General features: G+C 42.4%; 8 protein-coding genes. 1 reads left to right on the forward strand and 7 read right to left on the reverse strand.

Annotation, left to right across the window (positions count from 1 at the left end):
• Positions 1–266 precede the first annotated feature (266 nt).
• From glnA to gltB, 7 genes are all read right to left on the reverse strand, one after another.
• On the reverse strand, positions 267–1,604 hold the full coding sequence (gene glnA / locus ACFQ19_RS04740; protein ID WP_379590933.1) for a type I glutamate--ammonia ligase: 1,338 nt from the start codon (positions 1,602–1,604) through the stop codon (positions 267–269).
• Positions 1,605–1,690: 86 nt separating this feature from the next.
• Positions 1,691–2,104 carry a MerR family transcriptional regulator gene (locus ACFQ19_RS04745; protein WP_379590934.1) on the reverse strand — a complete coding sequence of 138 codons (414 nt, stop codon included), beginning with the start codon at positions 2,102–2,104 and terminating at the stop codon, positions 1,691–1,693.
• 115 nt (positions 2,105–2,219) lie between these two features.
• Positions 2,220–3,461, reverse strand: a complete 1,242-nt coding sequence (locus ACFQ19_RS04750; RefSeq protein ID WP_379590935.1) for a methionine gamma-lyase family protein — start codon at positions 3,459–3,461, stop codon at positions 2,220–2,222.
• Between the two features lie 3 nt (positions 3,462–3,464).
• Positions 3,465–4,706 (reverse strand): GTPase HflX, encoded by a 1,242-nt coding sequence (gene hflX, locus ACFQ19_RS04755; protein ID WP_379590936.1) that lies wholly within the window; start codon positions 4,704–4,706, stop codon positions 3,465–3,467.
• A 67-nt stretch (positions 4,707–4,773) separates the two neighbouring features.
• A complete protein-coding gene (spoVK, locus tag ACFQ19_RS04760; RefSeq protein WP_379590937.1) occupies positions 4,774–5,685 on the reverse strand; it encodes a stage V sporulation protein K in 912 nt (303 codons plus the stop codon).
• A 714-nt stretch (positions 5,686–6,399) separates the two neighbouring features.
• Entirely contained in the window at positions 6,400–7,896 is a 1,497-nt protein-coding gene (locus ACFQ19_RS04765; protein WP_379590939.1) for a glutamate synthase subunit beta, read from the reverse strand.
• Positions 7,889–12,463, reverse strand: a complete 4,575-nt coding sequence (gene gltB, locus ACFQ19_RS04770) for a glutamate synthase large subunit (RefSeq protein ID WP_379590941.1) — start codon at positions 12,461–12,463, stop codon at positions 7,889–7,891. Before gltB ends, ACFQ19_RS04765 begins: the two co-directional genes overlap by 8 nt.
• 120 nt (positions 12,464–12,583) lie before the next feature.
• Here gltB and ACFQ19_RS04775 point away from each other — a divergent pair, with 120 nt between their 5' ends.
• On the forward strand, positions 12,584–13,477 hold the full coding sequence (locus tag ACFQ19_RS04775) for a LysR family transcriptional regulator (RefSeq protein WP_379590942.1): 894 nt from the start codon (positions 12,584–12,586) through the stop codon (positions 13,475–13,477).
• Positions 13,478–13,571: the final 94 nt, after the last annotated feature.

Below are 13,571 nucleotides of genomic sequence, written 5' to 3' on the forward strand. Positions count from 1 at the left end.
AAAACTGCTTTTCAGAGGGATTGGCGATAAGCAGCATCGACACTAATGAAGCTTTCTCTCCCGCGTATTACCGTAATAAAACAACTGAAATTCGAAGTGTATCCTGGTGCAACGTAAAATAAGATAAAAAAACAACCTTTTAAGCAACTCTAACTTTTAAAAGCTGCTTAAGAGGTTGTTTTTATAGACTTTCAAAAATGAATTTTCTTCTTTTTACTGAGGAGGTACAAGTTCGAAAAGCCTTTGTATAGGCATGTTTTGCAATATTAATAATTGGTCAGATATTGCTCGCGCTCCCATGGGTGCACGGTCGTACGGAACATATCCCATTCAATATCTTTCGCTTCAATAAAGTGTTCGAATAGATGCTCGCCCAGTGATTCTTTAATTACTTCATCCTGCTCAAGATAGTTCATTGCTTCTTTAAGCGTAGAAGGTAAATCTCTTACGTCATTTTCTTCACGCTCTTTTTTGTTCATCACATAAATATTGCGGTCGACAGACTCAGGAACATCTAAATCTCTCTTTACTCCATCTAAACCGGAAGCAAGCAGAACGGATAATGCCATGTACGGATTAGCAGCCGGATCCACACTGCGGACTTCAATACGTGTGCTTAAACCGCGGGAGCTCGGAACACGGACCAGCGGACTGCGGTTAGATGCAGACCAGGCAACATAGCTGGGAGCTTCATAACCAGGCACTAAACGTTTATACGAATTTACTGTCGGGTTTGTCACCGCTGTGAAGTTGGTTGCGTGCTCTAGAATACCGGCAGTAAATTGGTAAGCTGTTTTGCTTAACTCCAATTCCTTGCTTGTATCATAGAATTGGTTTTCTTTGCCTTTAAATAAAGACATGTTAACATGCATTCCGGAACCATTTACGCCAAATAGCGGTTTTGGCATGAATGTTGCGTGCAAATTGTGTTTTCTGGCAATGGTCTTTACAACCAGTTTGAATGTTTGGATATCATCTGCGTGTTTCAGTGCATCGGAATATTTAAAGTCAATTTCATGCTGTCCTGGAGCAACTTCGTGGTGGGATGCCTCTATTTCAAATCCCATTTCTTCCAATTCCAGTACAATATCGCGGCGGCAATTTTCGCCTAAATCAGTCGGTGCTAAATCAAAGTAACCGCCGTGGTCATTTAATTCCAATGTCGGTTGCCAGTTTTCATCCAGTTTGAACAAGAAGAATTCCGGCTCTGCACCAATATTAAATGCATCAAAACCTGCCTCTTTCATATTTTCCAGGTTACGTTTTAAATTATAACGCGGACAACCTGCAAACGGAGTGCCATCCGGGTTATAGATGTCACAGATAAAGCGCGCCACTTTCCCTTTTTCGGAAGTCCAAGGAAATACAATGAATGTATCCAGATCCGGATACAAGAGCATATCCGATTCTTCAATACGCACAAAACCTTCAATACTGGATCCGTCAAAAGCCATTTTGTTATCCAATGCTTTGTCTAATTGACTTAGTGGAATTTCAACGTTTTTAACCGTTCCCAGCAAATCTGTAAATTGCAGCCGGATAAAACGGACATTTTCCTCTTCAATTTGTTGTAAAATTTCTTCCTTTGTTAACTTTTCGGCCATACGTTCTCCTCCTCGATGGTTGTCTAAATGTAAAAGAAAGTCTTCCTTGCATGGTTTTGGAGCGCGCGCCTTCATTTCACGCTATATTAACGCCCTGTAAAAAAACGCGCCAGCTCCCCTTGTCTCATGCTTGCTTTACCGTATCTTCCAACTTCGGTCAATTCGTTTCTGAGTATCTCTCTCAGCTCCTTGTCAGTCAGATCGGCCGGAGCTTTTTTCTCTTGCTTCTGTGCTTCTTCTTTCGGAATTTCTTTTCCATTTTCCTCATCCAGCAAAAGCTTAATTCCAGCCATGTTTAATCCTCTGTCCAGGAGGTCTTTAATCTGAAGCAGTCTGTCTACATCATTAAATGAAAATAGACGCTGATTTCCTTTTGTCCGTTCTGGAGCAATTAAATCATTTGCTTCATAATAACGAATTTGTCTTGCAGTAAGTTCGGTCAATTTCATTACTATACCTATAGAGAATAAGGGCATTGAACGACGATCTTGATCATTCAAAAAATGACCCCCTTCCTATGATGATATACTAAGTATAATTGATGTTACGTTTAATGTCAATCACATGTTAGGTTTTTTAACATATTATTATCTTATTATAATACATTCCCTGATTTCAGAAAATAAAACCTTGATGTTTTAACGTTTTTACAGCTTCCGTAACAGCAATTTTAACGTGCGTATAAGTTAAACCGCCCTGCACATATGCGGTGTAAGGCGCCCGTATTGGCCCATCGGCAGAAAGTTCGATACTTGCGCCCTGGATAAATGTGCCGGCAGCCATAATAACCTCGTCTTCATAGCCCGGCATATCACTTGGATAGGCTTTTACATAAGAATTGATTGGAGAACTTTCTTGAATAGACTGGCAAAAAGCTATCATTTCGTCCGCTTTCTCAAAGGTGACTGTTTGAATCAGGTCGGTTCTTTTTTCCAAATACGAAGGAGCAGTGTGAAAACCAGCAAGTTCCAGATATCTGGCTGTAAAAAGTGCGCCTTTCAAAGCCTCCCCTACAACATGCGGCGCCATGAAAAAACCTTGATACATTTCCTGGAGCATACCCAAGGAGGCTCCTGTTTCTTTGCCAAGCCCGGGTGCTGTCAGCCGATTTGCACATAGATGTATTAAATCTTCGCGACCGGCGATATACCCGCCGGCACGTACTAATCCGCCGCCTGGATTTTTGATGAGAGAACCGGCAATTAAATCCGCTCCAACATGTAATGGTTCCTGTGTTTCCGTAAACTCTCCGTAGCAATTATCAACAAAGACAATAACATTTGGATCGATTTCTTTCACGAAGGCGATCATTTCCGCGATTTCATTGATAGTGAAAGAAGGTCTTTCGTCATACCCTTTCGAACGCTGGATTGCAATTACTTTTGTCTCTTTTGTCCAGCTTCTTTTGACTTCTTCCAAATCAATTGTACCTGTATCTTTTAAAGCTACCTCACGATAACCGATTTGAAAATCAGCAAGGGATCCCTCTTTTTTCCCAGGTTTGCCAATGACGTCATCTAATGTATCATATGGATGCCCCGTGATATAGACGAGTTCATCCTGCGGGCGTAATACACCAAATAAGGCTGTTGTGATGGCATGTGTCCCCGACACAATTTGCGGACGCACAACAGCGTCTTCTCCGCCAAACACTTGTGCATACACTGCTTCTAATCCTTCTCTGCCCAAGTCGTCATATCCATAGCCCGTGGTTCCCTGCAGATGTGCATCGCTGATTCGGTGCTCTCGAAATGCTTCCAGTACACGTCGTTGATTTTCTTCCACAATCCCTTGGATATATTGATGTCCTTCGAAACAATCTTTTTCGGCTTCTATCATAAGTCGATCTTCTTGCATATTTTATTTCTCCTCTACAAAACGATGAAATGGATGATTTTCTCTGACATAACCTTGAACATGAAATTGATTTGTATCCTCCACCAGCTCTTTTTTTACAACAAGTGCTGATGATTGCAGCTGATACAACAAATCTCCTTCACTGGAATCCAAAACAACGTCAAATAAATCCCATTCGTCTTTTAATACTTCTTCGATTTTCAGGAACAATGCCTGTACATCTTCTTCGTCGAATGCATTCATTTGAATATTAGGGAACTGGTTCGCTATAAAGAAATCATCTCCCAGCTGATCACTTTTATTATATACTGTCAATGCCGGGATGTGACCAGCATCTAATTCTTGTAAAAGTTTGCGTACGGTTTCCTGCTGCTGCACTAAGTCTGGATCGGAAACATCGACGACATGCAGGAGAAAATCGGCTTCTGCCACTTCCTCTAAGGTCGATTTAAAAGCAGCAATCAGCGAGGTTGGCAAATCCTGAATGAAACCAACCGTATCCGTTATTAAACTTTTCAGCCCGCTCGGGAACTGAATACGTCGCGTGAGCGGATCGAGTGTAGCAAACAGTTGATCTTCTTCTAAGGAACTGCTTCTGGTTAACCGGTTAAAAATAGTTGATTTACCTGCATTCGTATATCCAACAATGGCTATCTGAAAAACATCGTTGGATCGTCTGCGCTTCCGGTACTGTTCACGCTGCTTTACAACTAACTGCAACCGGCGTTTGATATCATAAATCCTTCTTTCGATATGCCGACGGTCTGTTTCTAATTTTGTTTCCCCCGGACCTCTTGTTCCGATTCCGCCTCCAAGTCTGGACAAGTTCGCTCCTTGTCCATGCAAACGAGGAAGCAAATACTCCAATTGAGCAAGTTCCACTTGGAGCTTCCCTTCCTTTGTTTGTGCACGCATAGCAAAAATATCCAATATTAATTGGCTCCTGTCCAGAACACGGACATCCAATGTATCTGCCAAATTGCGAACTTGGCCGGCAGATAATTCATTATTTGCCACTACTAATTCAATTTCAGATGCTTCAACCACCCGGCTTACTTCCTGGAGTTTCCCTTCTCCAATATAAGTAGCCGGGTGGATGCGTCCCCGATTTTGTGTAATGACATGCTGCACCTGACCTCCAGCCGTTTTACAAAGAGAAATAAGTTCATCTAAAGAAGACTGGAATTGGCGTTCAGATTTCTCGTTCTGATTAACCGCAATTACTAATACATTTTCTGCTGTCATAGTTTACCTCTTTCTTAGAATAGAATATCCTTAAAATAGTTCATACCATTTATCATACCCATTATTTCTATTCTAGCAACAAATCCTCCTCCGTTAAAACAATTAAATCTTTGGATACGATTTTGTCAGAAGTAAGTAAACGGACTGCCTGCATGCGGATTGCCTTTTCAATAACGTTTCGCACATACCTCGCATTTGAAAAATTAAAGGACTCCTCCCGCAATTTTCTTGCTAAATGGTTGCGGAGCTTCCATTCCGCCGGTTTTGATAATTGATACTGTCTTTCCCCCAGCATATGATTTCCTATATTTAATAATTCGTCCACAGAATAATCATCGAAGTCTAAAATAAACGGAAAGCGGGATTCAAGTCCAGGATTCATTGAAAGAAAGCGATCCATTTCACGCGGATAGCCAGCCAGGATAAGGACCATATCTTCCCGGCCGTCTTCCATATGTTTTACTAACAAATCGATGGCCTCTTTGCCGAAATCTTTTTCTCCACCGCGCGATAAGGAATAAGCTTCGTCAATAAATAAAATACCGCCCATGGCTTTCTGGATAATTGCTCTTGTTTTTTGTGCCGTCTGCCCAATATATTCTCCGACTAAATCGGCACGTTCTGCTTCGATAAAATGTCCTTTTGACAGTACATTCATATCATGATAAAGTTTTGCCAGTTTTCGGGCCACCGTCGTCTTTCCCGTTCCAGGGTTTCCTTTAAATAACATATGCAGAACCTGTTTAGAGCTTTTTAACCCTTGTTCCTTTCTCTTCTCGTTGATAAGAATACTGGCATAAATCTCTTTAATGGACGTTTTTAAGTCATCTAATCCAACAAAAGATGCAAATTCTTTATCGATCATTTCCAGCGGCGAATGTTTTTGCTTTTTTACACGGACCTCTCTGCCGGGTTGCTGTGTCTTCTCGTGTAATATGATATTGATACGTCCATTTTTATACCCTTCTGCCTGTGCCAATTCTCCATCACCCCTTATTCCTTAACAATATACGCAAAGAAAGGCGGAGGGGTGACAGATGCCTATGGATTTCATCACAGTTAGAATAGGAGCTTTCATCCTCAACTTTTGCACCTGAGCATAAGTATATAACCCTTGCTGTACCAGGATGAATATGATTTCTTTTAGTGTATAGCTTCCGCTTTGGCCAAGCCCTCCGCTTTCCATGGGCTTGCGCTCAGCCTACTCGAAAAAGAAGATCGCTTTTTCTGCGGGGTCTTCCCACTGGGGCTGCGCTCTGATGGGATGCTACAGCGTTTGAAAGAAATAACATCCTGATGAAGTGGGATAAAAGAATCGCTTTGTAGCTTAAATAAACAATTATTCTGATGCTTCATTGCACGAGAGCATGGATCGTTATATCGAGTACAGCTTTCATGCGCAGAAAGGAATAATTGCTGAACATTTTTACCGTACACCTCGAAAAATGTGTTTTGTCTGATCTACGTTTATTCGTTCAGCTATTTCATATAATGAACATCCCACTAGCGGAGGCGGTCGCCTTACACTTCACCTCCCCATCTTCAGCTGTATAGAAGAAACGATCAACCCTTGTTCCTAAGGTAAGAAAGTTACTGTTAAAGTGCGAAAATGGAGTTCCAATATATATGTATTGAAAAAACAAACAGGTTAGAACCCCTCTGTTTCAGGACTTTCTAACCCGTTCTTTTCCATCTACATATTTGCCACGCTCGGCAAGGAAGTGGATCCCATTAAATAGGCATCTACCTGGCAGGCAACTTCTCTTCCTTCATTAATTGCCCAGACTATCAGACTCTGACCTCTGCGGGCATCTCCTGCCGCAAACACATTTTCTGCTGTTGTTTTAAATTCTCCGTATGCTGCAAGCGCCCGCTTTTGCATTGTTTTTACTCCAAAAGCATCTAAAACTGGCTCTTCGCCTCCTTCAAATCCAATAGCAATCAATACAAGCTGTGCAGGCCATACCTTTTCTGTTCCCGGTATTTCTTCAAAAAAGGAAACACCATTTTCGTCCTGTTTTTTCGCCATTTGCACCGTATGCAACGCTTTTAACTTCCCTTGTTCATCGGTCACAAATTTCTGTGTTTGAATGGAATATTCGCGGATATCCTCTCCAAACTTTTCCTCCGCCTCTTTATGTGCGTATTCCAAACTGAATACCTGCGGAAAAGCAGGCCATTGGTTATGATCAGCACGTTTCACTGGAAGCTGCGGATGCTTCCCGAATTGGACAATGCTTTTAGCACCTTGGCGCATAGCCGTTGCAATACAATCAGCACCTGTATCTCCGCCGCCGATGACGATAACATCTTTTCCTGCTGCGTTTAACTCCTCCTCTATCTCCGCCTCGTCATCAAGCAGGGTTTCGGTTGAGCGTGTCAGGTAATCCATCGCAAAACGTACTCCTTTGCTGTCTCTGCCTTCCAGCGGCAAATCACGATGCTTCTGCGCGCCCGTACAAAGAATCACGGAGTCGAAGCTTGCTTTGATATCTTCTGCTGACACATCTTTACCTACCTCTGTATGGAACACAAAATGGATCCCTTCTTGACGAAGGAGCTGGATACGTCGTTCCACAATGCCTTTATCCAGCTTCATATTAGGAATACCATAGGTTAATAGTCCGCCCGCACGGTCTGCCCGTTCATAAATCGTCACTTCATGGCCCGCTTGATTCATCTGATCCGCTGCCGCTAATCCGGCTGGTCCGGAACCAATAATTGCGACCTTTTTACCCGTACACCCGGCAGGAATACGCGGTTCGATCCACCCTTCTTCAAATCCTTTGTCAATAATTTTCTGCTCGATATTTTTAATCGTTACGGCAGGATCATGAATCGCTACCGTGCAAGAACCTTCACATGGCGCAGGACATACCCTGCCGGTAAATTCCGGAAAATTATTGGTTTTCATTAATCTATCTAACGCTTCTCTCCATCTTCCTTTATAGACAAGATCATTCCACTCCGGAATCAGGTTATAGATAGGACAACCTGATGTTGCCCCTTCTATTTCCATGCCAATATGACAAAACGGAATACTGCAATCCATACAACGTGCACCTTGCTGACTTGCTGCTTCATCAGAGAAAGTACCGGCGTATTCCTGCCAGTCTTTTATTCTTTCAAGCGGTTTACGCTTCGTTATTTCTTTTCTTTTTATTTCCATAAATCCGGTTGCTTTACCCATTTATGCCAGCTCCTTTCGCTTCTTTGATAACAGTATTTTCATCCAGATGCACTGTCATCTCATGATTTTTCTTGGCCATAAACGCTTCATAGCGGGCTTCCTCCGTACTAAATCCCTTTTCTTGAAACCAAGCTATCTGCTGAAGCATTAATTTATAATCGGTTGGAATAACTTTGACGAATTTCTTCCTTTCTTCTTTCCAGTTCTTTAATATCATCGTTGCTTTTACACTATTAGTATAATCTAAATGGTTAATAATCAGGTCCTTTACTTCTTCTTGCTCTTCCAAATCTGTAATAGCTTCAAATTGAATACGCCCAGTATTGGTTAAAGACTGAAAAGAAGGTATATCATCGGGCCTGACATAAGCGATGCCTCCTGACATGCCTGCTGCAAAGTTTTTACCCACATTGCCGAGAATAACAACGCGTCCTCCTGTCATATACTCGCAGCCGTGGTCGCCGACACCTTCTACAACCATTTTCGCACCGCTGTTTCTGACCGCAAAACGTTCGCCTGCATACCCCTGGATATATGCTTCTCCGCTTGTTGCACCGTAAAAAGATACATTACCTGCAATAACATTATGACTCGCATCTATTGTCGTCGTTTTGGGTGTCCGGACAATGATTTTCCCGCCTGAAAGCCCTTTTCCGACATAGTCATTGGCATCACCTGTTACTGTCATTGTTATACCGGATGGAATAAAAGCACCGAAGCTTTGCCCAGCGGAACCAGTAAAATGTAAATTCATCGTATCTTCAGGCAACCCCTCTTCTCCATATTTCGCAGTCACTTCACTTCCAACAATTGTTCCTGTCGCGCGATCTGTATTGTTAATGGTGAAATTGGCTTCCATCGCTTCCTCTGTTCTCAGTGATTCCTGGACAGCAGGCAGAATTTCTTGCATATCTAACGTTTGATCTAGTTGGGGGTCCTGCTGCTTTGTATTTCTTTTTGTTCCGGCCGGCTGATAAACCAATGCCGATAAGTCAAGATGTTTCGCTTTCCAATGCGCATCAGTACGTGCAGACCTTTCCAGATATTCAGTCCGCCCAATCAGCTCATCCATTGTCCGGAAACCAAGCTCTGCCATTATTTCACGAACCTCTTCTGCGATAAATCGCATATAGTTCACCACATGGTCCGGGTCTCCGCCAAACTTTTTACGAAGCTCTGGATTTTGTGTTGCAACACCAACTGGGCAAGTATCCTTATGACAGACACGCATCATCACACAACCGACCGTAACCAGCGGTGCCGTAGCAAATCCGTATTCTTCCGCTCCCAGCAAAGCTGCGGTGACCACATCTTTTCCTGTTAACAGTTTTCCATCCGTTTCTAAAATAACCCGGTCTCTCAATCCATTTAACATCAGCGTCTGATGCGCTTCGGCCAAACCTAATTCCCATGGCAAGCCGGTATGTTTCATACTTGTTTTTGGCGAAGCGCCTGTTCCGCCGTCATAACCGACAATTGAAATTACATCTGCATTTCCTTTAGCTACCCCGGCAGCAATCGTCCCGACACCTGATTTGGCAACAAGTTTCACGCTCACCCTCGCTTTCCGGTTCGCATTTTTCAAGTCATAAATCAATTGCGCCAAATCTTCTATCGAATAAATATCGTGATGCGGCGGTGGAGATATTAAATCTACCCCGGGTGTTGATCTGCGCACATCCGCAACCCATGGATACACTTTTTCAGCGGGTAACTGGCCGCCTTCACCCGGTTTTGCTCCCTGCGCCACTTTGATTTGCAATTCTTTCGCATTTACTAAATAGTTGCTGGTGACACCAAAACGGCCGGACGCTACTTGTTTAATAGCACTGGATCGGAAATCGCCATTCGCATCAGGTGTAAAACGGGAAGTATCTTCTCCGCCTTCCCCGCTGTTGCTTTTCCCTCCAAGACGGTTCATCGCTATTGCCAGTGTTTCATGCGCCTCTTTACTGATTGAACCAAATGACATCGCGCCCGTTTTAAATCGTTTCACAATAGAGTCAACGGATTCTACTTCCTCGATGGGGATAGCTGTTGATTTTTTGAAATCAAATAGATTCCGCAAAAACCCGATTCGTTCTTCGTTGGATTCTTTCGAAAATTGCTTAAACAATTTATAATCTCCCCGGCGGCAAGACCATTGCAACTTATAAATCGTTGACGGATTAAATGCATGATGTTCCCCGGTTTTCCGCCATTGAAATGCACTTCCGGAGTCCAGCAGCTGATGAAACACTTGTTGATATCCTTCGTGATGACGTTTCTCCGTTTCGAGTTGAATCAGTTCCAAACCAATTCCGTCGATTTGCGAAGCTGTTCCGGTAAAATGATCTTCAATAACTTGTTTGCTAATACCGACAGCTTCAAAAATTTGTGCACCGCGATAGCTTTGTACAGTCGAAATGCCGATTTTAGACATGACTTTGATAATACCTTCTGTAGCAGCGGCAATAAATTTCGCCTGGGCTTCTTTGGGATGGTATGTTAATTTACCATCTTGAAATGTCTGCTGATAGGTTTGGTAAACGAGATATGGATAAATGGCATCCACTCCATAACCAAGCAATGCGGCAAAATGGTGCACTTCCCGCGCTTCCCCTGACTGGATAATGATACTTGCTTTGGTCCGAATTCCTTTACGAATCAAAAATTGGTGCAGTCCGCTGACCGCAAGCAGCGCCGGTATTGCTTTGTGCTCCTGATCCATTCCTGTATCCCGCAGTACCAGTATATTTTTTCCGTTTTGAATCGCTTTTTTTGCCTGTTGAAATACCCGTTCCAGGGCAGTTTCTAGATTATTCGTAAACAATGTATCTATCATTTCCATATGCAGCCCGGCAATGTCATCATTTTCCAACTTTCGCATTTGCCCATTGGATAGAATCGGCGAATCCAAGCGGACGCGTCTTTTCTTTTCCATCTCCGGATGAAGGATGTCTCCTTCACTGCCAAGCCATGTCAGCATGGAAGTAACTAATTGTTCCCGATAAGCATCAATCGGCGGATTGGTTACCTGTGCAAAAAGCTGTTTAAAATAATGGAATAAACTTTGCGGATGTTCCGATAAAACAGCTAACGGCACGTCATATCCCATTGCGCCGATCGGGTCTTTTCCGTCTTCTACCAATGGAATCAAATACTTTTCAATATCCTCAACGGTGTAACCAAATGCTTTCTGTTTACAGAACAATTGCGGATCCTTTTCCATCTCTTCATCAACTTCCGGATCGAGTGTCATGGTTTGCTCCTCGACCCATTGTTGATAAGGATATGCCGTTGTCATGGTAGTTTTTATTTCTTCATCCGAAATAATTTTGCCTTTCTCTATATCTACTAACAGCATTTTACCGGGGCTCAACCGCTCTTTGAATAAAATATTGCTTTCTTCCACATCAACAACCCCGACCTCGGAAGAATAGATCATATAATCGTCTTTCGTCACATAATACCTTGCCGGGCGCAAACCATTTCTATCTAAAATCGCCCCAATTTGTTTTCCGTTTGTAAACGTGATGGACGTGGGACCGTCCCATGGTTCCATCAGCATGCTGTGATATTGATAAAAAGCGCGTTTTTTTTGATTCATATGGCTATTTTTATCCCATGGCTCAGGAATCAGCATCATTGCCGCATGGGCTGGCTCTCTGCCAGCAAGCGTTAAAAATTCTAGGGCATTATCCAGTGCTGCAGAATCACTCCCGTCACGTCGGATAATGGGTAAAATTTTATCCATGTCCTTTCCAAATGCATCAGAAACAAATTGTTTTTCCCTGGCTTGCATCCAATTCATATTTCCCCACAATGTATTGATTTCGCCATTATGGATTAAATAGCGGTTTGGATGCGCACGTTCCCAGGATGGAAATGTATTTGTACTGAACCGGGAGTGGACCAAGGAAAATGCAGAAATAAAATCTTCTTCTTGTAAATCGAAATAAAAGCTATCTACCTGATCAGGGGTCAACAATCCTTTATATACCATGGTACTGCTGGAGAGGCTTGGTACATAAAAACGGATATCCTTTTCTTCTGCCCAATGCTCCGCCTGTTTGCGGATAACATACAGTTTTCTCTCAAACGCCAGATGATCAGCAGACGCATTTGCTCGAATAAATACTTGCTTGATGTCCGGCAATGTATCTATAGCGCCTTTTCCAATACAAGAAGGATCAACTGGCACATCTCTCCAGCCAATCAGCTGCTGCCCTTCTGCAACAATTAACGTATTGACCTGTTCGATAACTTTTGCTTGTTCTTGTTTATCTTGAGAAAGAAAGACCATGCCGACACCGTATTCTCCAACAGCCGGCAGACGAAAATCCGGGCATACTCTTCTGAAATATTGATCTGGAATTTGTACCATCAAACCAGAACCATCTCCGGTCATCGGATCGCTTCCCTGCCCGCCCCGATGCTCTAGTTTTCCAAGCATACTTAATCCTTTCATAACAATGTCGTGCGTCTGTTTTCCTTTAATGTGTGCATATAAGCCAATTCCACAAGCATCATGTTCAAAATCCGGGTGATACAGTCCTTGTGCTTCCGGAAAATCTTGAAAAGTCATTCTGTGTTCCTCCATTCCATGTACTCTAAAAGTGGGTAAGATACATTTTATGTTTTTTTATTTATCGAAACAATATATAATAAACATAATAATAATCTAATATTGATATGAGGTGGAAATATGGAACTGCGTCAATTAAGATATTTTGTTGCGGTAGCAGAAAAAGAACACGTATCCGAAGCTGCTCTGGAACTGCATGTGGCTCAATCTGCCATCAGCCGGCAGATTTCCAATTTAGAAAGTGAATTAGGCGTGCAGCTATTTGAAAGAACTGGTCGAAATGTGCATTTAACACCCATTGGAAAAATATTTTTAACCTATATTACATCTGCTTTAAAAGGAGTGGATTATGCAAAGAAGCAGGTGGATGAATATTTAGATCCTGAACGGGGTTCAATAAAAATCGGTTTCCCGACAAGCTTAGCAAGCAACCTGTTGCCGACTGTTTTATCTGCCTTCAAGAATCGTTATCCAAATATCCGTTTTCAATTAAGACAAGGTTCCTATAACTTTTTGATTGAAGCTGTGCGAAACAGAGAAATTGATTTAGCCTTTCTCGGCCCTGTACCCGATAACCAGCCAGATATTATTAGCAAAGTTTTGTTTATGGAAAATTTTTATGCACTTATTCCTAGAAATCATACCAAATCGAAAGAAGAAAAAATAACTGTAACCGATTTAGAAAATGAAAATTTCGTATTGTTTCCAGAAGGATATGTACTCCATCAGCTTGTCATTGATGCTTGTCTCCAGTCAGGATTCACACCAAAAATTCAATCACAAGGGGAGGATTTAGATGCAATAAAAGGGCTGGTTGCAGCTGAAATGGGGATTACGCTGCTTCCGGAAAGTGCCTTTAACGATTTAAGCACCGCTTATAGTGCTAAAGTTGCTATTGATGGCCCGCCACTTAAGCGGACAGTTGGTATCATCATTCCTAAAAACCGTAATTTAGCACCATCTGAACAGGTCTTTTATGATTTTATTCAGAATTACTTTGAAGCATGGGAGTAAAGATTTCAATAAGGAATAGAACAAAAGCGCAGAGCGCCTGTTTAAAAACGTAGAGATTGGAGCGGCGCAACTGAGATAAAGGAAACACGGTGAG

Origin of the sequence: Oceanobacillus locisalsi (assembly GCF_042675985.1) — a bacterium.
In the GTDB taxonomy this organism is placed as follows: domain Bacteria; phylum Bacillota; class Bacilli; order Bacillales; family Amphibacillaceae; genus Oceanobacillus; species Oceanobacillus locisalsi.

What these genes read in the sequence shown, in the direction of transcription:
- glnA (WP_379590933.1), bottom strand. Translation starts at nt 1,604, where the DNA reads ATGGCCGAAAAGTTAACAAAGGAAGAAATTTTACAACAAATTGAAGAG.
- ACFQ19_RS04750 (WP_379590935.1), bottom strand. Translation starts at nt 3,461, where the DNA reads ATGCAAGAAGATCGACTTATGATAGAAGCCGAAAAAGATTGTTTCGAA.
- hflX (WP_379590936.1), bottom strand. Translation starts at nt 4,706, where the DNA reads ATGACAGCAGAAAATGTATTAGTAATTGCGGTTAATCAGAACGAGAAA.
- ACFQ19_RS04765 (WP_379590939.1), bottom strand. Translation starts at nt 7,896, where the DNA reads ATGGGTAAAGCAACCGGATTTATGGAAATAAAAAGAAAAGAAATAACG.
- gltB (WP_379590941.1), bottom strand. Translation starts at nt 12,463, where the DNA reads ATGACTTTTCAAGATTTTCCGGAAGCACAAGGACTGTATCACCCGGAT.
- ACFQ19_RS04775 (WP_379590942.1), top strand. Translation starts at nt 12,584, where the DNA reads ATGGAACTGCGTCAATTAAGATATTTTGTTGCGGTAGCAGAAAAAGAA.